Annotated in this window: 20 protein-coding genes and 3 tRNA genes; 7 read left to right on the top strand and 16 right to left on the bottom strand. The window is 61.5% G+C overall.

Annotation, left to right across the window (positions count from 1 at the left end; all coding sequences use genetic code 11):
- Positions 1 to 2: 2 nt before the first annotated feature.
- From Q5Y75_RS04230 to Q5Y75_RS04185, 10 genes are all read right to left on the bottom strand, one after another.
- Positions 3 to 776 (bottom strand): ABC transporter ATP-binding protein, encoded by a 774-nt coding sequence (locus Q5Y75_RS04230; RefSeq protein ID WP_306194640.1) that lies wholly within the window; start codon positions 774 to 776, stop codon positions 3 to 5.
- Positions 773 to 1,537, bottom strand: a complete 765-nt coding sequence (locus Q5Y75_RS04225; RefSeq protein ID WP_306194638.1) for an ABC transporter ATP-binding protein — start codon at positions 1,535 to 1,537, stop codon at positions 773 to 775. The genes Q5Y75_RS04230 and Q5Y75_RS04225 overlap by 4 nt, the downstream gene beginning before the upstream one ends.
- Positions 1,534 to 2,631 carry a branched-chain amino acid ABC transporter permease gene (locus Q5Y75_RS04220; RefSeq protein ID WP_306194636.1) on the bottom strand — a complete coding sequence of 366 codons (1,098 nt, stop codon included), beginning with the start codon at positions 2,629 to 2,631 and terminating at the stop codon, positions 1,534 to 1,536. Before Q5Y75_RS04220 ends, Q5Y75_RS04225 begins: the two co-directional genes overlap by 4 nt.
- 4 nt (positions 2,632 to 2,635) lie before the next feature.
- Entirely contained in the window at positions 2,636 to 3,511 is an 876-nt protein-coding gene (locus Q5Y75_RS04215) for a branched-chain amino acid ABC transporter permease (RefSeq protein WP_306194634.1), read from the bottom strand.
- 46 nt (positions 3,512 to 3,557) lie between these two features.
- The gene (locus Q5Y75_RS04210) at positions 3,558 to 4,589 is read right to left on the bottom strand and encodes an alcohol dehydrogenase catalytic domain-containing protein (RefSeq protein ID WP_306194632.1); all 1,032 of its coding nucleotides are present in this window, start codon (positions 4,587 to 4,589) and stop codon (positions 3,558 to 3,560) included.
- Between the two features lie 128 nt (positions 4,590 to 4,717).
- Positions 4,718 to 5,215, bottom strand: a complete 498-nt coding sequence (locus Q5Y75_RS04205) for a hypothetical protein (RefSeq protein ID WP_306194630.1) — start codon at positions 5,213 to 5,215, stop codon at positions 4,718 to 4,720.
- A gap of 197 nt (positions 5,216 to 5,412) precedes the next feature.
- Positions 5,413 to 5,487: transfer RNA gene (locus Q5Y75_RS04200), tRNA-Asn, on the bottom strand.
- 270 nt (positions 5,488 to 5,757) lie between these two features.
- Positions 5,758 to 6,192, bottom strand: a complete 435-nt coding sequence (locus Q5Y75_RS04195; RefSeq protein WP_306194629.1) for a lipocalin-like domain-containing protein — start codon at positions 6,190 to 6,192, stop codon at positions 5,758 to 5,760.
- Positions 6,193 to 6,569: 377 nt separating this feature from the next.
- Positions 6,570 to 6,644, bottom strand: a tRNA-Asn gene (locus Q5Y75_RS04190).
- A 77-nt stretch (positions 6,645 to 6,721) separates the two neighbouring features.
- Complete coding sequence (locus Q5Y75_RS04185; protein WP_306194628.1) at positions 6,722 to 7,639, bottom strand: MBL fold metallo-hydrolase; 918 nt, start codon at positions 7,637 to 7,639, stop codon at positions 6,722 to 6,724.
- A gap of 41 nt (positions 7,640 to 7,680) precedes the next feature.
- Between Q5Y75_RS04185 and Q5Y75_RS04180 the strand changes: the two genes are divergently transcribed.
- Positions 7,681 to 9,000 (top strand): ATP-binding protein, encoded by a 1,320-nt coding sequence (locus Q5Y75_RS04180; protein WP_306194626.1) that lies wholly within the window; start codon positions 7,681 to 7,683, stop codon positions 8,998 to 9,000.
- A 31-nt stretch (positions 9,001 to 9,031) separates the two neighbouring features.
- Here the strand turns inward: Q5Y75_RS04180 and Q5Y75_RS04175 are convergent, their stop codons facing one another.
- Positions 9,032 to 9,517, bottom strand: a complete 486-nt coding sequence (locus tag Q5Y75_RS04175) for a hypothetical protein (RefSeq protein WP_306194624.1) — start codon at positions 9,515 to 9,517, stop codon at positions 9,032 to 9,034.
- A 162-nt stretch (positions 9,518 to 9,679) separates the two neighbouring features.
- Positions 9,680 to 9,755 (bottom strand) — tRNA-Ile (locus tag Q5Y75_RS04170).
- A 106-nt stretch (positions 9,756 to 9,861) separates the two neighbouring features.
- Here Q5Y75_RS04170 and purM point away from each other — a divergent pair.
- The 3 genes from purM to rnd all read left to right on the top strand — a co-directional run bounded on the left by purM (position 9,862) and on the right by rnd (position 12,788).
- Positions 9,862 to 10,908: a phosphoribosylformylglycinamidine cyclo-ligase gene (gene purM, locus Q5Y75_RS04165; protein WP_306194622.1), complete on the top strand. Its 1,047-nt coding sequence runs from the start codon at positions 9,862 to 9,864 to the stop codon at positions 10,906 to 10,908.
- Positions 10,905 to 11,501, top strand: coding sequence for a phosphoribosylglycinamide formyltransferase (purN, locus tag Q5Y75_RS04160; protein ID WP_306194620.1), 597 nt, complete (start codon positions 10,905 to 10,907; stop codon positions 11,499 to 11,501). The genes purM and purN overlap by 4 nt, the downstream gene beginning before the upstream one ends.
- A gap of 129 nt (positions 11,502 to 11,630) precedes the next feature.
- On the top strand, positions 11,631 to 12,788 hold the full coding sequence (gene rnd, locus Q5Y75_RS04155; protein ID WP_306194617.1) for a ribonuclease D: 1,158 nt from the start codon (positions 11,631 to 11,633) through the stop codon (positions 12,786 to 12,788).
- Positions 12,789 to 12,791: 3 nt separating this feature from the next.
- Here the strand turns inward: rnd and Q5Y75_RS04150 are convergent, their stop codons facing one another.
- Positions 12,792 to 13,319 carry a hypothetical protein gene (locus Q5Y75_RS04150; RefSeq protein WP_306194615.1) on the bottom strand — a complete coding sequence of 176 codons (528 nt, stop codon included), beginning with the start codon at positions 13,317 to 13,319 and terminating at the stop codon, positions 12,792 to 12,794.
- Between the two features lie 141 nt (positions 13,320 to 13,460).
- On the opposite strand from Q5Y75_RS04150, the gene Q5Y75_RS04145 reads away from it, so the two are divergent.
- Positions 13,461 to 13,871, top strand: a complete 411-nt coding sequence (locus tag Q5Y75_RS04145) for a SufE family protein (protein WP_306194613.1) — start codon at positions 13,461 to 13,463, stop codon at positions 13,869 to 13,871.
- A 23-nt stretch (positions 13,872 to 13,894) separates the two neighbouring features.
- Here the strand turns inward: Q5Y75_RS04145 and Q5Y75_RS04140 are convergent, their stop codons facing one another.
- Together Q5Y75_RS04140 and Q5Y75_RS04135 are read right to left on the bottom strand one after the other, a co-directional pair.
- Complete coding sequence (locus tag Q5Y75_RS04140) at positions 13,895 to 14,548, bottom strand: DUF1638 domain-containing protein (protein ID WP_306194611.1); 654 nt, start codon at positions 14,546 to 14,548, stop codon at positions 13,895 to 13,897.
- Positions 14,549 to 14,635: 87 nt separating this feature from the next.
- A complete protein-coding gene (locus Q5Y75_RS04135) occupies positions 14,636 to 15,334 on the bottom strand; it encodes a cobalamin B12-binding domain-containing protein (RefSeq protein WP_306194609.1) in 699 nt (232 codons plus the stop codon).
- A 210-nt stretch (positions 15,335 to 15,544) separates the two neighbouring features.
- On the opposite strand from Q5Y75_RS04135, the gene Q5Y75_RS04130 reads away from it, so the two are divergent.
- Both Q5Y75_RS04130 and Q5Y75_RS04125 read left to right on the top strand, forming a co-directional pair.
- The gene (locus Q5Y75_RS04130; protein WP_306194608.1) at positions 15,545 to 16,624 is read left to right on the top strand and encodes a PA0069 family radical SAM protein; all 1,080 of its coding nucleotides are present in this window, start codon (positions 15,545 to 15,547) and stop codon (positions 16,622 to 16,624) included.
- Between the two features lie 102 nt (positions 16,625 to 16,726).
- Positions 16,727 to 17,284 carry a hypothetical protein gene (locus Q5Y75_RS04125; protein WP_306194606.1) on the top strand — a complete coding sequence of 186 codons (558 nt, stop codon included), beginning with the start codon at positions 16,727 to 16,729 and terminating at the stop codon, positions 17,282 to 17,284.
- Positions 17,285 to 17,292: 8 nt separating this feature from the next.
- Here Q5Y75_RS04125 and Q5Y75_RS04120 read toward each other — a convergent pair whose 3' ends face one another.
- Positions 17,293 to 18,207, bottom strand: coding sequence for an SMP-30/gluconolactonase/LRE family protein (locus Q5Y75_RS04120; RefSeq protein ID WP_306194604.1), 915 nt, complete (start codon positions 18,205 to 18,207; stop codon positions 17,293 to 17,295).
- Between the last annotated feature and the right edge of the window lie 134 nt (positions 18,208 to 18,341).

Below are 18,341 nucleotides of genomic sequence, written 5' to 3'. Positions count from 1 at the left end.
GCTCACCTCCACGTCTTGCGCCGTTTCCAGCGCCGGTTTGCGCGCGCGCCTTCCTCCTGCACGCCGAGATAGAAGTTCCGGATATCGTCCGAGGCGCTCAACTCCTGCGCCGTGCCGCTCATCACGATACGACCCACCTCCATGACATAGCCGTCATCGGCCAGATCGAGCGCGGCGGCCGCGTTCTGTTCGACCAAAACGATGGTCATGTTCTGCTCGCGGTTCAGCCGCGCGAGGATCTCGAAGATCTCCTGCACCAGCCGGGGTGACAGGCCCAGCGAGGGCTCATCCAGCAGCATCAGACGCGGTCCGCCCATCAAGCCCCGGCCAATGGCCAGCATCTGCTGTTGCCCGCCCGACAAAGTGCCCGCCTCGGCCAGGCGACGCTCGGCCAGAATGGGGAAGTAGGAGAAAACCAAATCGCGGTCGCGGTCGATCTGTGCCTTGTCGTGGCGGGTATAGGCGCCAAGGGTCAGGTTCTCCTCAACCGTGAGCAGGGGAAAGACCTCGCGCCCTTCGGGGACATGGACAATGCCGCGCTCGACGATCTTATGGGGCTCGCGGCCCTGAATCTCGTCGCCTTCAAATGTGATGGCGCCCTTTTCAGGGTCCATCACGCCCGAGATTGTCTTCATCAGCGTGGTCTTGCCCGCGCCATTGGCCCCCAGAATGGTGACGATCCGGCCCGGCGTGACGTCGATCGACACGCCTCGGATGGCCATGATCGGGCCATAGTAGCTTTCCACATTGCGGACGGAGAGGATCGGATCGCTCATGAGGCGCGGCCCAGATAGGCTTCGATCACCGCCGGGTGCGATTGCACCTCTTCGGGGGTACCAAGCGCCAGTCTCGCGCCATCGGCCATGGCCAGCACCCGGTCAGAGACGCCCGAGACCAGCCCCATGTCATGTTCGACCATCAGCACGGTGATCCCCATCTGGCGGCGGATATCCTCGATCCACCAGCGCATATCGCTGGTTTCCTCGACCGAAAGCCCCGAGGCCGGTTCGTCCAGCAACAGCAGGCGCGGGCCGGTGGCCAGCGCGCGGGCCACCTCGACCACCTTGCGCACGCCATAAGGAAGCCCGGCGATCATCTTGTCGCGATGGGGCTGCAGGTCGAGGAAATCGATGATCTCTTCGACCTTCTCGCGGTTCTCGATCTCGGCACGGCGGACCGAGGGCAGGAAGAACAGCTCCGACAGCATCGTGCTGCGGCGGTGGCGGTGCCGTCCGACCAGCAGGTTCTGCAAGACGGTGGCATGTTCGAACAGCTCGATATTCTGGAACGTCCGCGCGATGCCCAGATTGGCGATGTCGCTGGATTCATGCGCCAGCAGGTCGTCGTTTTCGAGGCGGATGGACCCGGAAGCAGGATCATAAAACCGCGATATCAGGTTGAAAACCGTGGATTTTCCCGCACCGTTGGGGCCGACAATGGCAAAAACCTCGCCCGGTTCGACCGAGAATGACAGGGCATCCACCGCCGTCAGGCCGCCAAAGCGCAGCGTGACATTGTCCAGCGTCAGCAGGCTCATCGCAGACGCTCCGTCTTCAGGTAGGATTTCTGGCGCTTGAACATATCGCGGCGATAGAACGGGAACAGCTCGAACCAGGTGCGGATTTTCAGCCAGCGGCCATAGATGCCCATCGGTTCGAACAGCACGAAAAAGATGAGGATCAGGCCGAAAACCCCTGTTTCTAAACCGGGAATTGCGACCGTGTTTCCTCCGATCAGCGCGCCGACCCATTCCTTGCTGATCGACAGGAATTGCGGCAGGAAGCCGATGACGATGGCCCCAAAAAACGCCCCATGGATCGAGCCGAGCCCGCCGATCACGATCATCATCAGAAGCAGGATCGAGATTACCACGCTGAAGGTTTCATTGTTGAACGCGCCTGCAAACAGGCCCATCAGCGCCCCGGCGAGCCCTGTCACCGCGCAGGACAGGAAAAACGACATCACTTTGGTCCGGGCGATATGCACGCCCATCGCCTGGGCCGAAACCTCGCTGTCGCGCACGGCGATGAAACTGCGGCCCAGCGGCGCGCGCAGCAGGTTGATATAGCCCAGCGTCACGATCACCACGACCGCAAGCACCAGCCAGTAGAAAGCGCGCGGCGTGCCCCAGCGGTCGATCTCAATGCCAAAGACACGCACGGGCGGGGCGAATTTGCCAGCGACACCGCCGGTCAGCGGCTCGCTCAGGACGATGATGTCATCCATCAGCACCGACAGCGCCAGCGTGGCGATCGCCAGATAGATACCGTGCATGCGCAGGGCCGGAATGGCGATGATCACGCCCAGAACGCCGGTGATCAGCCCGGCCAGTGGGAAGGCCAGCAGAAAAGGCAGGCCCTGCTCCAGCAGGATGATATTGGCATAACATCCGATTGCCAGAAAGGCGGCGTGGCCCAGACTGGCCTGACCCGTATGCCCGGTCAGCACCATCAGCCCCATGCCCGCGATGGCCCAGATCAGCACATTGGTCAATTCGCCCAGATAGAAATCATCCAACAGCAGCGGTGCCGCCAGCGCGCAGGCCAGCAGGATCAGATAGAGCGACAGTTGATATCCGTCCTTCCAGGGGCGGATATCCTGCAAGTAACTGGTTTTGAACACGATCCGCATCTGGTCAGACCTTCTTGAGGCGGATTTGCGAGAACAGCCCATGTGGTCGCAGGATCAGCACCAGCAAGACCAGCGCATAAGGCGCGATCTGGCTGTAGCCTGCGGCGATATAGCGGCTGGCAAAGGGCTCGATCACGCCCACGATCAACCCGCCCGCCAACGCACCGGGCAGGCTGCCAAACCCGCCAATCACCGCCGCCGCAAAGGCCTTGATCCCCAGCAGGCCGGAACTGGGATCAACCGCGCCCTTGGCCGCAAATAGAATGCCTGCAACGCATGCGACCATGCCCGCAAGACCCCAGATCAGCCCCTGCACCCGTTTCACCGGGATGCCCATGTAATAGGCCGCTAACTGGTTCTGTGAGGCGGCCTGCATCGCCAGCCCCAGCTTGGTGCGGGCAAAGAACAGATAAAGCGAGAGCGTGAGCAAAACGGTGACGGTGATCACTGCCACATCCTCCAGCCCCAAGACGAGGCCGCCAAAGCGGATATCCTTGCCAGCCAGCGGGTTCTGCAGCGTTTGCGGTTCATGCCCCCAGATCAGCCCGGCGACAAAGCGGATCACGAAGCCCAGAGCGATGGTCAGGATCACCACCGAGGTCTGGCTTTCTCCGAACATGCGCCGGATCAGCAGCCGGTCGAGCAGAACGCCAAACCCTGCCATCAGCCCCAGCGAGATCGGAACCGCCACCCAGAATGGTAGCCCCATATATTCGGCATTTGTCAATCCGATGGTGACGAAGGCGCCCAGCATCATCATGTCGCCCTGGGCGAAATTGACCGCCTCGGTCGCCTTGTAGATCAGAACAAAACCCAGTGCGATCAGGCCATAGACACAGCCATTTGCGAGTCCGCTGATTACCAGTTGCAGATTGTCCAAGCGCTCCTCCCCAGGCTGCTGCGACGTCTTTTGTCCGGATCGGCGATCACTCGGGAACGATCATGATCTTGCCTTTTGTGGTCTTTAGAGTCTCGGCAAGTGTGCCGACCAGGTCGCGCAGCGGGATGGTTGCCGCGACATCCGTGCTCCAGCGGCCATCGGCGAAGCGGGCCTGCACCTCACCCACCACGCGCATCTGGTCTTGGGGCGGGGTGCTGGTCATCCATTTGCTCAGCCAGAACCCCTCGATCTGCTTGCTCATGAAGATAAACTGACCGGTCTGGGTCAATGCGGGCGGCTCGGTGCTGAGCTTGCCATAGATGATCCAGCGCGCGCCGTTGGGCATGGCGGTGAAGACGGTTTCGCATTGCTGATCCGCCACCGCATCAAGGAAGATGCGGGGTTTTCGCGCCCGAATGATCTCGGTCAGTCGCGTGGCGAAGTCGGCCTCACCTGTGACCAGAACCTCTGCCGCGCCCAGCTCTTTGAGTTGCTCCACCGCGTCGGCGCGGCGCACCAGCGCGATGGGGGCGAGGCCCAGGTCTCGGCCAAGGGCGCACATCAGCTTGCCAAGCTGGCTGGTTGCCGCAGAGGTGATGAACGCGTCGCCCGCCTGTTTTGCGATATCGACCATAGCCATCGCGGTCAGCGGATTGACGATCTGCGCGGCCCCGTCGAAATCCGAGATATCAGGGCGCAGCGGGATGCACATCATGGCCGGTGTCAGCGCATATTCGGCCCATGCGCCCGAGCCCGCAGCGACAAAGGCAACCCGCTGACCGGTCAGATTTTCAGCGCCGGCACCGGTGGCGACCACGTCGCCGCAGCCCTCAAACCCGGCGGGGCGCCCCTTGATGCGTGGCTGGCCGTATTCGCCCTTGATGAAATGCAGATCCGATGGGTTGACCGATGCGGCCCGCACACGGATCAGCACCTGACCCGCGCCGGGTTGCGGCACCGGTATCTCCGCGTCCTGCAGCCAGTCTGCTGCGTCCTCAATCGCAGGGCCTGAGGCCGTCTGGGCATAGCCATCATGGATCAGCAGCGCGGCCTGCATCGTGTCGGGAATTTCGCTCATCCTGTCCTCCTTTTCGGCCACCTGTTCAGGTGAACGCCCCAGCTTGCTGGCGGGCGAGGCTGCGGCAGATTATTGGTTTAAAATGAGGACAACATGCACCGCCGGTGCTGTCAATCAGAGCGCGACACTCACCCCGCAAAGAGCGCCTTTAGCTTGTCCATCCCGGCATCGAACTGCGCAGGCGTGTCGCGGATTTCGGCAAGGATTGCAATGAATTGCTCCTTGACCACCTGCGCGAGCGGGCTGGCTTCGACCTGGCTGACGACTTTGTCGTAGTCGAACCCGGCCTCGCTCAGCAGCCCTTCATCCTGCAATTGTTGGATCAATGCCTGACCCTGCTCCTGAAGGCTGGACGCGCCGTCGCTAAGAGCTGCGGTGGCGTCATTGATCGCGCCCGTCACGGCGCCGGTCGTGTCTTCGACCGCTTGCGCACCCTGTTCCGTCACCGACTGGGCCGACTCGGAAACCGCCTCGCCCAGACCGGAGGCGGCATCCTGCACCGCATCGCCTGCGTCTTGTGCAGCGCTGTCGAGCTGTTCGCTCGGGGTTGGTTCCTGATGGATCACAAAATAATATACCGCGGCCAGCGCGGCGAGCAGTACGACAACGCTAATCAATCTAGACATGTGGATCACCTTTCAAAATCAAGTGGAGTCGCACTGCAAGTATCTGCAGAAGATGTCCGGATGACGACAGGGTTTTCAACATGTTGCGGGGTTGGCTGGTTCTTGCGAAACCGGGTGGGACGGGCAGGCAAGGACATGCCGGTGGGCGCAAGAAAAAAGACCCCGTGCAACCGCACGAGGTCTTTCTTGGAAACTTTTGGCTCCGGCGGTAGGGATCGAACCTACGACCAATTGATTAACAGTCAACTGCTCTACCGCTGAGCTACGCCGGAACGGTTCGCGCCATATAGCAATCCCGATTCAGGCCGTCCAGAGGGGAAATCAAAAAACTGAGCCCAGCTTGCGCGCCGGGTATCGCTGGTTGGTACGACAGCGCGGATCTGAGGTCTGATGTCGATAAAGCGGACAAAGTGAGCTTTCGCCGCGGCGGTGCCAATGGCTGCTTACGGGATCAATCTAAAGAACGGTCAGACATGACCGCCATGTCAAAAACGATCGTTTGCGCCCGAATTTGAGCACTCAACCTGTGGGGAACCTGGCTTTCACTGTATCGCACGCTGCCAGTCTACAATTGCAGTTACTTCCTCACCTTGAAAAAGGGCACCTGCTGCACTCAGGCGAAGTCCCTCGCCCTTGAACTCGACCATGCGCCTCTGCTCGGTCCCGACCCAATTCGGACACGAGGAATGCGTGACTCGATGGATCACGTGGTCGCCAAAAAATTCAAACGGCCCAGCATAAGTGATCTGAGATTTGATGGCCGCGGCGTCTTCGTCCGCGGTGCCACCGAAGGGATCATTCAAAACGTAGAGCGCCCGATCCGCCGCACTGAGATGTACGAAAACAAAGCCGTCATTCGAATAGCTTATGTAGCCAGTTGCTCGCTCACCGAGAGGGTAAATGCGCTCGCCGCCATGCGTTTCATTGTACCAGGCCACCAGCTCCCATGTACCGATAAGTGGTGTGTTTCTAACCATTTCGCCGTTCCTTCCGGGATGCGCTTGAAGGTAGCAAGCGTCGTCACGCGGTGAAAGCGGTTTGTGGCTGGAAGTCTGGATGGGGCTCCCACCCGAACTTTACCAGAAAGGCACATCTTCAACCCTAGGGTGGTTGCCGTCCCATTGTTCGCGCCAAAACGGTCGTTTTTGCCAAAGGCATTGCTGACGCCGGAGCAGTTGAAAACCTTGTGCCCCAAGCCCTTGGCAAAACCACCGTTGATTTTGGCACGTTTTTGGTCGCTCCTAGAAAGAGGTCGTTGGTGCAAGCTGCAGCATCAAGTACTTTGGGCTCAAAACGTTCATTGTGCCAATGTCGTGGGGAAGCGTTGGGGCAATCCAATAGGCTAGGGGAGGATTGGCTCCGGCGGTAGGGATCGAACCTACGACCAATTGATTAACAGTCAACTGCTCTACCGCTGAGCTACGCCGGAACGGTTCGCGCCATATAGCAATCCCGTTTTGCGGCGTCCAGAGGGATTGCGCGCTTTTCTCGACCTGTCTCTGCGCGTCACGATCGCCGACTGAAAACCGCCTCTGCGCCGAGGGGGCCGGTCGGGGAAACCATCTCCCTGCCCAGAAGATCGACGAGATGGGCAAAGACGTTGCGTTCGGCGGCGGGGAGCAGGGCCGGGGGCGTGTCTGTATACACTTGCTCGGCGATTTGGCGGGCGGTGGCGGGGCCTTGAGCAAGCGCGCTCAGGATCGCGGCTTCGCGGCCCTGACGGTGCGTGATCAGCCAGTCGAGCCGTCCGGCGGGGTTCTCGACGGGGGCGCCGTGGCCGGGATGAAAGACTGACCAGTTGTGGGCGCGCAGGCGGGCGCAGGAGGCCATGAAATCCGTGAGATCGCCATCGGGGGGCGAGACCAGCGAACTGGCCCATCCCATCACATGGTCTGCGGTGAAGCAGATATCACCCCAGCCGAGCGCGATGTGATTGCCCAGATGGCCAGGCGTATGGATCACCTCCAGCGTCCAGTCGGGGCCTTCTATGACCGCGCCATTACCAATCTCGATATCGGGCCGGAAGCTGTGGTCGATGCCTTCACCGCCGCCCGCCAGCCCGGCGGTGGCGAGTTCGGCCATGACCGGGCTGCGCCCCGCCTCGGGGCCGCCAAAGGCAAGAACCGGTGCGCCGGTGCGTTGGGACAGGGGGCGGGCCAGCGGGGAATGATCCAGATGGCTATGGGTCACGATGATATGCGAGATGCGCTGTCCGGGCGCGACTGCCGCAAGTATGGCGTCGAGATGGGCCTCGTCCAGGGGGCCGGGGTCGATCACCGCAAGATCGCTCTGCCCGATCAGATAGGTGTTGGTGCCGCGATAGGTCATCGGCGAGGGGTTGGGCGCCAGCACGCGCCGCAGACCGGGCGACAGCTCGATGGCGACACCCACAGGCGGGTTGAAATCGTCGGGAGGCGGAAGCATCGGCTCTTTCTCTTGGAATTCTGCGCGGTTACCCTTAGCGCATGTCCTTTGGTTGGCTCAAACACTATATGCCGCGTGGCCTCTATGGGCGTGCGGCCCTGATTCTGGTTCTGCCGGTGGCGATGCTGCTGGCGATCATGTCGTTTACCTTCATCCAGCGGCATCTGGAGGATGTGACGCAGCAGATGACCGGCACCGTGGTGCGCGAGGTCCGGATGGTGCGCGATCAGGTGGCGGGGGCCGAGACCCAGCAGGAGCTGATCGCGCGGGTCCGGCCGTTCCTGGCCTCGCTGAACATGAAGGTTCGGTTCCTGTCGTCACAGGAGGTGCCCGAGGCGGATCGCGTCGGGATTTTCGACTTCACCGGCGGGGTCGCGCGGGACACGCTGAAACTGAGCCTCGCGGCGGTTGAGGCGGTCGAGCTCCTGCCTGACAAGACGGCGCTGGTCTATCTCGACAGCGATCTGGGACCGATCGAGCTGACAATCAACCGCCGCCGCCTGACACCTACGGCACCGCATCAGCTGATCGTCACCATGGTGTTCTGCGGCTTTCTGATGACAGCGATCGCCTCGCTCTATATGCGCAATCAGCTGCGCCCGATTACCCGGCTGGCCCGCGCCGCCAAGGCGTTTGGCCGGGGACAGAACGTTGCCTACCATCCCGGTGGCGCCACCGAGGTGCGCGAGGCGGGAAACGCTTTTATCGACATGCGCGCGCGGATCGAACGCCAGATCGAACAGCGCACGATGATGCTGTCGGGGGTCAGCCACGATTTGCGCACACCGCTCACCCGGCTGAAGCTGGGCCTGTCGATGCTGGACGAACGGGATGCCGAACCCTTGCTGGAAGATGTCAACGAGATGCAGCGTCTGGTGGATTCCTTTCTGGACTTCTCGCGCGGGGCCTCCGAAGGCGAAGTTGAAAAGCTGGACCCGCAGGCCTTAGCCGCGCGCATTGTCGAAGATGCTCAGCGTGCTGGCAAACCCGTTACGCTCCTGCCGCCGGAGGGTGAGGGCAGGGTCAAACTGCGCCCCGATTCGATTCGCCGCGCGTTGCAGAACCTGGTCGATAATGCGGTCCGCTATGGGAATCGCGCAGAGGTTAGCGTGGCCTTCACGCCCAAATCCCTGCGTTTGCGGGTTGAGGATGATGGGCCGGGCATCCCGCCCGATCAGCGCGGCGAAGCGTTGAAGCCGTTCGCCCGGCTTGACCCGTCGCGCAATCAGAACAAGGGAACAGGTGTTGGTTTGGGGCTGGCCATCGTCGCCGATATCGCCCGAGCCCATGGCGGCACGCTGCGGCTGGGAGAGAGCGAGCGGCTGGGCGGCCTCTGTGCTGATATCGTGATCGGGCGATAGACTCTTCTGAGACAGCGAGCCGTAATGTGCGTCAGGCGGCCAGTTCCGCCGCCTCGACAATACCCTTGTAGGTGTTCAGGGTCAGACCGACCTCAAAGGCGCGGTAACACAGCTCATCGCTCGGGGGTTGGCCGGTCTTGCGCAGGCATCCCGCCAGATCGTGCAGGCAATCGTGGCGCGCGACAATCTCAAGCGGGGTCAGGAATTGCTGGGCTGGTGAGGCTGCGGACATATCCGCCCGCAGCAGGGTGAGCAGGTTCGCTAGTGCAGGGCTGCGCCGGTGCTGCAACAATTCGTCCAGAACGATGACCTGTTCCTCGCGGGCCAGAGCCTGCATCGACAATACGGCCTTGATGACACGAAAGACCCGCGCATCCGAGCGTATCTCGGCCAGCGCCCGCTCGGTTGGCGTCGCGGCCTCACATGTCGTGAAAGATTGCGCCTCGTCCGGCGCGGGCATCGGATGGTTTGTTGCCTGGAACCGAGTGCCGGATGCATGTGGTTCTGGATGTGTCATCTTTTGCCCCGCTAGCCGCCTATGCGCGCTCAAAGAAGTATGCAGCAAGCAGGAAGGTTCAGAAAACTAAACGAATCCAAGCAGGCTGGTTTGCGGATTCTTGCCGATCCTTGCAACCTGCACGTGATTTTGGCCGGATATCGGCCAATTGCGGGAGGTGTCTGGTAGGCCTGGAGGGATTTGAACCCCCAACCAAAGCGTTATGAGCGCTCTGCTCTAACCGTTGAGCTACAGGCCCGCCTGAGGCCCATGCCTAACAGGATCGCGGGTCGCGTCAAGCCTGACCGTTGCATGCGCGCGCGCAATGGACTAACCCGCGCGCAGGCAACGACGAGGACGCGATCATGACGGCGGGCAAGAACGGCATCACCTATGCGGATGCAGGCGTGGATATCGATGCGGGCAACGCTCTGGTCGACCGGATCAAGCCGGCTGCCAAACGCACCAACCGTCCCGGCGTGATGAGCGGGCTCGGCGGGTTCGGCGCCTTGTTCGACCTCAAGGCTGCCGGTTACGACGACCCGGTTCTGGTGGCCGCCACTGACGGCGTCGGTACAAAGCTGCGGATTGCCATCGACACCGGTCTGGTGGATGGCGTGGGCATCGATCTGGTGGCCATGTGCGTCAACGATCTGGTCTGTCAGGGGGCCGAGCCGCTCTTCTTTCTCGATTATTTCGCCACCGGCAAGCTGGAGACGGATCAGGCCGCGCGCATCATCGAAGGGATCGCCACGGGCTGCGAACACTCGGGCTGCGCGCTGATCGGAGGCGAAACCGCCGAGATGCCGGGTATGTATCCCACAGGTGATTTTGATCTGGCGGGTTTTGCCGTGGGCGCGATGGAGCGCGGCACCGCGCTGCCCGAGGGCGTGCAGGAGGGCGATGTGCTGCTGGGGCTGGCCTCGGACGGGGTGCATTCCAACGGCTATTCGCTGGTGCGGCGCCTGGTCGAAATCTCCGGCTTCGATTGGGAAGCTGATTGCCCTTGGGCTGAGGGCTCGCTGGGCGCGGCGCTACTTGCGCCGACACGGCTTTACGTACGGCAGGTGCTTGCGGCGATCCGGGCGGGTGGTGTGCATGCGCTGGCCCATATCACTGGCGGCGGTCTGACCGAGAACCTGCCGCGTGTTCTGCCCGAGGGCATGGGCGCGGCAATTGATCTGGACGCATGGGAGCTGCCGCCGGTCTTCCGCTGGATGGCCCAGACAGGCGGCATTGCCGAGTCGGAAATGCTCAAGACCTTCAATTGCGGCATCGGCATGGTTGTGGCCTGCGCGTCGGAACGTGCCGAGGCCACCGCTGAGCTGCTGCGTGAGCAAGGCGAAAGCGTCACCGTGCTGGGCCATGTGACAGGCGAAAGCGGGATCGCCTATCAGGGCAAGCTGCTGTGAGCCCCAAACGGGTCGCGATCCTGATTTCGGGCGGCGGGTCGAACATGCTGACGCTGCTCGATAGTATGACCGGTGACCATCCAGCGAGACCTTGTCTGGTTCTATCCAACGACCCGCAGGCGGGCGGGCTTGCCAAAGCGGCAGCGCGTGGCGTGCCGGTTGCCAGTGTTGATCACCGACCGTTTAAGGGCGACCGTGCGGCGTTTGAGGCGGCTTTGTTGCAACCGCTTCTGGACAGCGCCCCCGATATCCTCTGTCTGGCGGGGTTCATGCGGGTGCTGACGGCGGAGTTCGTCGCCCAGTTCGAGGGGCGGATGCTGAACATCCATCCTTCGCTCTTGCCCAAATACAAGGGCCTGCACACCCATGCCCGCGCGCTTGAGGCCGGGGATGGCGAACATGGCTGCACCGTGCATGAGGTCACGGCGGCGCTGGATGACGGGCCCATTCTGGGACAGGCGCGGGTGCCGGTTGAACAAGGCGACACGCAAGAGACGCTGGCAGCGCGGGTTCTGGTGCAGGAACACCACCTTTATCCGGCAGTGCTGCGTCGCTATGCGGCAGGTGATCGCAGCCCGATTTTTCTGGGTTGACGACCTTCAAATCACTGTTACGCGAGCAATTGCAGTTGGGCAGCGTTCTGCGTATGCTCTAGCTTGGGGTTCTGGCATGCCGGAACAGGGGCGAATGCGACAACAAGAAGAACAGGGCATCCGAGCCGAATGAAAACACTGACAACGACCCAAGAGCTGGCCGCCTTCTGCACCGCTGCCGCCCAACATCCCTATGTGACCGTAGACACCGAATTCATGCGCGAGCGGACCTATTACTCGCGTCTGTGTCTGGTGCAGATGGCCTTTCCCGGCGAGGGGGACGAGAATGCCGTGCTGGTCGATCCGATGGCGGATGGCCTGTCGCTGGAACCGCTCTATGACCTGTTCCGTAACGAGGATGTGGTCAAGGTCTTTCACGCCGCGCGCCAGGATCTGGAGATATTCTGGATCAATGCGCAGGTCTTCCCCAAGCCGCTTTTTGATACCCAGGTCGCGGCCATGGTCTGCGGCTTTGGCGATCAGGTCGGGTATGAGACGCTGGTGCGCAAGATCGCCAAAGAGGGCGTCGACAAATCCTCGCGTTTTACCGACTGGTCCCGCCGTCCGCTGAGCGAGGCGCAAAAAACCTATGCGCTGGCCGATGTGACCCATCTTCGGTTGATCTATGAATATCTGGCGTCAGAGCTTGAGAAATCCGGCCGCAGCCACTGGGTGACCGAGGAATTGCAGGTCCTGACCGACCCCGCCACCTATCTGGTGCAACCCGAGCAGGCCTGGCAGCGGGTCAAGACGCGCACCAATTCCGGCAAGTTTCTGGCGGTGGTGCGGGAACTGGCCAAGTTTCGCGAAGGCTACGCGCAGGCCCAGGATGTGCCGCGCAACCGGGTGTTCAAGGATGACGCGCTGATCGAACTGGCCTCGACCAAGCCGCGCAACCCGGCAGATCTGGGCGGTTCGCGCCTGCTGCTGCGCGAAGCCCGCAAGGGGCCGATTGCCGACGGGATTCTGGCGGCGGTCAAGCGCGGGGTGAACTGCCCGCCCGATCAGATGCCAAAACCCGATCGCAGCCGCGACAAGCTGCAGGTGAACCCGGCGCTGGCCGATCTGCTGCGGGTGTTGCTAAAGGCCAAGACCGAAAGCTCCGGTGTGGCGGCCAAGCTGATCGCACCGAGCGCCGATCTAGACCTGATCGCGGCGGGCGAGCGCGATGTACCCGCCTTGTCGGGGTGGCGCTATGAGGTGTTTGGCGAGGATGCGCTGAGGCTGTGTGACGGCCAGATCGCGCTCTCTGCCAAAGGGCAGAGCGTCAAGGTCGTCTCGCTTTAGGGCTCAGCGGCGGCGTGATTCCAGCGCGTTCTGCTCGGCGGTCACCCGGATCAGCCGGATGCCTTCCAGCGTTTCGTTCGAGACCGTGATTGCGTCATGAATTGTGCGCGACGCCTCATCCCCTTGCAAGGTGGCACCCTCAGGATACGTCACGCGAAAGGTGTAGCTGAGCACGCCGTTCTTGGTGTTTTCCTCGGAACGGTTGCGGCGCATGAACGCATCAAACGCGCCTTGCCGCTGAGCAACGCCGGTCACGTAGATGATCGCGCCGCTATTGGTCTTCTCAACCCGCATCGTGGTCAGTTTTGTGATCGGAACGGAGGTATCCACCGGCTCGGGCCGGTCAAAGAGGCCGAGTCTGTCATCCTCGGACGGCAGCAGCGGATTGACCGCGCCTTCACTGTCAACATTGACCGACACCGGTTCCGGTCCGCCAAACCAGTTTGACGGGTTCACACGCGACTCGCGCCATGCGCTGCACGCGCTCAGCGTCAGTGATCCGATCAGTAGAACTGTCAATGAAACCCGCATCTGCAACCGCCCCGGTCAATTCATCTTGCCTTGAAACCGGTTAGCCTATCCAGCGGCGCTTGAAAACCCATCGCGGGTCTGGACAGGCGGGCAGGGCCGCCTTAGGTCACGGTTCAGACATGCCTGATGACGGAGACACCGATGGCCCGCCCAGCCTTTGAAGATATTGTCGAGGATTTCGAGTTTCTCGACGACTGGGAAGATCGCTATCGCCATGTGATCGAGCAGGGCAAAGCGATGGCGCCCCTGAATGACGCGCTGAAAGTGCCTGCCACCAAGGTGCATGGCTGCGCGAGCCAGGTCTGGCTGCATCCGGTGATCGAAAACGGGGTGTTCCGCTTTGACGGCGACAGCGATGCGCTGATCGTGCGTGGTCTGATCGCGGTGCTGCGTGCGCTCTATAATGACACGCCCGTGGGCGATGTGCCCAAAATCGATGCGAGGGCCGAGTTGGAGCGGCTGGGGTTGAACGACCATCTGTCGGCGCAGCGCTCGAACGGGTTGCGCTCGATGATTGAGCGTATCCGTGAGGTGGCGGCGGAAAACGTCTGATGGGCCTCACCCCCGGGATATTTTCAGCCGGATGAAGCGGGATCGCGGTCGAGGGCGGCAAGGGCGGTTTTCAGGTCGCCATATCCGGTGAAGCGGCGCTCGAATTCAAGGCCCATGCGCTCGGCGCAGGCGCGGGCCTTTTCGGTCAGCTCTGGGTCGTCGATCTGGGCCTGATAGACCAGCTTGGTGTAATTTCCGAAATACATGTCACGCAATTCGGGATGCCGGTCGAGCCCCATCGGTTTCCAGATGAAGGCGTCGAACTGGCGCACCAGAAAATCGGTGAGATAGAAGGCGGTGAACTCGTCTTCGGCCAACTCGGCAAAACGGTCATTGCCTTCGAAGAAGGAATAGCAATGCGGCCCGGCAACCATCTGGACGCCCAGCCGGTCGCAGAGCGATTGCAGCAGCCCGCCGGTGCCACAATCGGCATAGACCACAAAGATGTCGTCATAATCTTCGCGGTTCTTCAACACCGCGTCTTCGACAGCCTGCGGGATATTCTCAGGGTGGAGGTGATAGATCGCGGGTAGGCAGGTCAGGGTCATATGCGACCAGCCATTGGCCTTGATCAGGGCGAGAATCTCGCGCGCCAGCGCACCACAGGCGATGAGCAGAATCCGCCCCTCGCCACGCGCTGGCAGGCCTTTCTGTGTCAGTTCCGTATCGCTGATCATTGCTTTTCTCCCCCGCGTTTAGGGTAAATGAAAAGGGCGGCGCCGATTGCGGCCCGCCCCGATCTGCGTGTTCTCGGAAACGTGCCGTCAGGCGGAAAGCTGGTTGTGCTTGCGGCTGACGAAATCCTTGGCGGTTTCGACCGCAACGGCGGCGTCGCGGCAATAGGCGTCGGCGCCGATGGCCTTTCCGAATTCCTCGTTCAGCGGCGCGCCACCAACCAGCACGATATAGTCGTCGCGGATACCCTGCTCGACCATCGTGTCGATCACGACTTTCATGTAGGGCATCGTGGTGGTCAGCAGGGCGGACATGCCGAGAATGTCAGGCGCTTCGGTTTCCAGCGCTTCCAGATAGTTCTCGACCGGGTTGTTGATGCCCAGATCGACCACTTCGAAGCCCGCGCCTTCCATCATCATCGACACCAGGTTCTTGCCGATGTCGTGGATGTCGCCCTTGACCGTGCCGATCACCATCTTGCCCACGCGCGGCGCGCCGGTTTCAGCCAGCAGCGGCTTGAGGATGGCCATGCCGCCCTTCATCGCATTGGCGGCCAGCAGCACCTCTGGCACAAACAGGATGCCGTCACGGAAGTCAGCGCCCACGATGGTCATGCCACCGACCAGCGCCTTGGTCAGGATGTCATAGGGCATCCATTTGCGCTCCAGCAGGATGTTGACCCCTTCTTCGATCTCTTCCTTGAGACCGTCATAGAGGTCGTCGAACATCTGCTGGACCAGTTCCTCGTCGTCAAGTTCCGACAGGATGATGTCATCTTCTTCCGACATGCGCGCGATTCCTCGGTGTTACGGGTATGTGACCCTAGGCTATTTCTTGTTTCTTTTTGCTCAAAAGGGCGCAAATCGACTGCGTTAATTGCGACACAGGTGAAGCTACAACCGACCTATAGAGACGAATTCGGAAATCCGGAAATGAGAAATTTGCAGGAAGATGATGCGTTTGTTGTGATTGTTCTTGTTATGTTCTAGTCTGGGGATATGGATCAATCTTCTCCTTTTTCGGCGCAGCGCAGGCCCGCTCGCGGTGCGGTTTCGAACGCGTCCGGGCGGTTTGAGCTGGCTCGTGAAGAGGTCTGGGATGGCTGGGATATAGCTGAAGAGGCGACGTTGTTGCGTACCGAGCTGCGGATGGAGCAGGCGCGCAGCCTGATCACCTATAACCGTTCGCCCGATCTGCCATTTGACCGCTCGATCAACCCGTATCGGGGGTGCGAGCATGGCTGCGTCTATTGTTTTGCACGGCCAACCCATGCCTATCTGGGCCTGTCACCGGGGTTGGATTTCGAGAGTGTTCTGGTGGCGCGGCCCAACGCCGCAGTGGTTCTACGGCGGGAATTGTCGGCGCGGCGCTACAAGGTAGCGACCATGGCGATCGGCACCAATACCGACCCCTACCAACCGGTCGAGCGCGATCATTGCATTGCGCGCGCCTGTCTGCAGGTGCTGGCCGATTTCAACCATCCGGTGGCGATTGTCACAAAAGGCGCGCTGATCGAACGGGATCTGGATATTCTGGCGCCAATGGCTGCCCGGGGGCTGATACGGGTGGGGATTTCGCTGACCACGCTGGACACGGATCTGTCGCGCCGGATGGAGCCGCGCGCGCCGTCGCCCGCGCGGCGTCTCACGATGATCCGGCGATTGACTGAGGCGGGCGTGCCGGTGCGGGTGATGACCTCGCCATTGGTGCCGGGGTTGAGCGATCATGAGCTTGAGGCGCTGTTGGAGGCGGGGGCCGAGGCCGGGGCAACGACCGCAAGCTGGATCATGCTGCGTCTGCCGCGCGAGGTCTCGGCGCTCTGGCAGGAATGGCTGGCCGCGCATTACCCGGACCGGGCTGCACGCGTGATGGCGCGGCTGCGCGAGATGCATGGCGGCAAGGAATATGACGCGCGTTGGGGGCATCGGATGCAGGGGCAGGGCCCTTGCGCCGAGATGGTGGCGCAACGGTTCAGGACCGCCTGCCGCAGGCTCGGCCTGTCGATAGAGGCCCCGCCGCTCAGAACCGACCTTTTTGCGGTCCCGCCGCAAGCCGGGGATCAACTGAGCCTGTTCTGAGGCGCTGAGTTTCACGTTTCTGCGAGAATGGCGCGCGATGCTGGTCGGCGGGGCAAGGCCTGCTTACCACGTAAGGGCAGACGCCGCCTGGGAGAGTGCCGAATGAAAAGATCACTGATAGCGGCGCTGCTTTGTGCGATGGGCTCTCAGCAGGCGCTTGCGACGGTTCTGGACGGGCGCATCCTGCGGCAAAGCGGGGCCGGAGAGTTTGTCAAACTGGACACGACCACGCCCTTTGATGTGGGGGCAGACAATTTCAATACCAACAATCTCTACGCTTTTGACGAGGATCAGAACATCACGCTGGAGGCCCCGATCAGAGTTGATATCGGCGGCGAAGGCGGCGAGATTCCGGCGGGCATGGTGATCGCCAGCCACTACGTCTTTTTCGACAGCTACAATGGAATCCACTACGGCTATGTGGATTTTGACGCGCCGATCCTCGGTGTGGCGGCGCTGCCCGCGTCCATGGATGCCACCGATTTTCTGGCCAATACCTCAGTCAATTACATCAGCACCGACCTGCGCGGTCTTGAGCCCGGCGATTATGTCTGGATTGAGGAGGAGGACCCGTTTCGCCTCTGGGTCTACTGGGCAGGCTCGTCACCCGGCGACTATATCCGGGTCTTCACCTCGCAATCGCCCGCCGCGATGATGTAGACACGCTGTTAGGCGCCGAATTGCGGCTCCGGCAGGCCACGCACACCAAGCCCATGGATGGCAAAAAGGCTGCCGGGCAGAGGATGATGGGCGAGTTCCTCAGGTGTCAGAAACGCCTGTTGCGAGGTGACAAAAAGCGTCTCGTAATTGTCACCGCCAAATGCCACGCAGGTGGGGCTGCGCACCGGCATGTCGATCTCGCGGTCAAGGCGGCCTTTCGGATCGACCCGCAAGATCTTGCCACCGAGATTCAACGCAAACCAATAATACCCCTCGGCATCGACCGTCGCGCCATCAACAATGGCGGGCTTGCGATCCTCGACGGAAAAGAAGGGGCGGCGGTTGTGGACGCGCCCCTCGTCGATGTCGAAGTCGAACACATAGATCATGCCGCCGAACGTATCGCCGAAATACATCCTTGTGTCCTCTGGGTCGAAGGCGATCCCGTTGCTCACGATAAAGGAATAGTCCTCAGCCGCCTTACGGCAGGTGAGGTCGGGGTCAAGGCAGTAGATGTGGCAGCAGGCGTCCGTGAGACTCGAGTCCATGCTGCCGCACCAGAACCGCCCGCGTCGGTCGATCTTGCCATCGTTGAGACGCGTGCTGGGCATCCTGGGTTCCGGGTCAAAAACCTTCTCGAACGCGCCGGTATCAAGGTCGATCGTGCAGAAGCCGGAATTCGCGCCGCAAACAAGGCCGCCGCCGACGCGAAACCCAAATGATCCAATCTGCTCCGGCATTTGCCAGGTTTTGCGGGCTCCGGTGGCGATGTTCAGCCGGCGCAGTGAAGGCGTTCGCGTGTCGGTTGGATCAATGGAGGGGCCGACGTGATCCGCCCAGTAGATCGAACTCTCTTCGGCAACCCAGATGGGTGTCTCACCCAGACCGTCGTCACATTCCCAAAGGCACTCGATTTCGACCATCACATCCCTCTGACCCGGTCGCGCTACGCGTTTTGAAGTTCTGCCATGCGGTCAGTATTGCACGTCGCTTCGGGGTCCACAAATGGCGCGGCTTCTCGCCAAACGCGCCAGTTGCGGGGGCGGTGCAAGCAAAA

Origin of the sequence: Ruegeria discodermiae (assembly GCF_030758345.1) — a bacterium.
Lineage (GTDB): Bacteria > Pseudomonadota > Alphaproteobacteria > Rhodobacterales > Rhodobacteraceae > Ruegeria_C.
Note: the sequence above shows the minus strand (reverse complement) of the source record. Positions and strands in the feature narration are given on the sequence as shown.

Coding starts and splice junctions, on each gene's coding strand:
- Q5Y75_RS04150 (WP_306194615.1), bottom strand. CDS start 13,319: ATGCGGGTTTCATTGACAGTTCTACTGATCGGATCACTGACGCTGAGC.
- Q5Y75_RS04220 (WP_306194636.1), bottom strand. CDS start 2,631: ATGCGGATCGTGTTCAAAACCAGTTACTTGCAGGATATCCGCCCCTGG.
- Q5Y75_RS04225 (WP_306194638.1), bottom strand. CDS start 1,537: ATGAGCCTGCTGACGCTGGACAATGTCACGCTGCGCTTTGGCGGCCTG.
- Q5Y75_RS04205 (WP_306194630.1), bottom strand. CDS start 5,215: ATGTCTAGATTGATTAGCGTTGTCGTACTGCTCGCCGCGCTGGCCGCG.
- Q5Y75_RS04120 (WP_306194604.1), bottom strand. CDS start 18,207: ATGGTCGAAATCGAGTGCCTTTGGGAATGTGACGACGGTCTGGGTGAG.
- Q5Y75_RS04175 (WP_306194624.1), bottom strand. CDS start 9,517: ATGACACATCCAGAACCACATGCATCCGGCACTCGGTTCCAGGCAACA.
- Q5Y75_RS04210 (WP_306194632.1), bottom strand. CDS start 4,589: ATGAGCGAAATTCCCGACACGATGCAGGCCGCGCTGCTGATCCATGAT.
- Q5Y75_RS04140 (WP_306194611.1), bottom strand. CDS start 14,548: ATGATCAGCGATACGGAACTGACACAGAAAGGCCTGCCAGCGCGTGGC.
- Q5Y75_RS04180 (WP_306194626.1), top strand. CDS start 7,681: ATGTCCTTTGGTTGGCTCAAACACTATATGCCGCGTGGCCTCTATGGG.
- purM (WP_306194622.1), top strand. CDS start 9,862: ATGACGGCGGGCAAGAACGGCATCACCTATGCGGATGCAGGCGTGGAT.
- Q5Y75_RS04125 (WP_306194606.1), top strand. CDS start 16,727: ATGAAAAGATCACTGATAGCGGCGCTGCTTTGTGCGATGGGCTCTCAG.
- Q5Y75_RS04145 (WP_306194613.1), top strand. CDS start 13,461: ATGGCCCGCCCAGCCTTTGAAGATATTGTCGAGGATTTCGAGTTTCTC.
- Q5Y75_RS04135 (WP_306194609.1), bottom strand. CDS start 15,334: ATGTCGGAAGAAGATGACATCATCCTGTCGGAACTTGACGACGAGGAA.
- Q5Y75_RS04195 (WP_306194629.1), bottom strand. CDS start 6,192: ATGGTTAGAAACACACCACTTATCGGTACATGGGAGCTGGTGGCCTGG.
- Q5Y75_RS04185 (WP_306194628.1), bottom strand. CDS start 7,639: ATGCTTCCGCCTCCCGACGATTTCAACCCGCCTGTGGGTGTCGCCATC.
- Q5Y75_RS04230 (WP_306194640.1), bottom strand. CDS start 776: ATGAGCGATCCGATCCTCTCCGTCCGCAATGTGGAAAGCTACTATGGC.
- rnd (WP_306194617.1), top strand. CDS start 11,631: ATGAAAACACTGACAACGACCCAAGAGCTGGCCGCCTTCTGCACCGCT.
- Q5Y75_RS04130 (WP_306194608.1), top strand. CDS start 15,545: ATGGATCAATCTTCTCCTTTTTCGGCGCAGCGCAGGCCCGCTCGCGGT.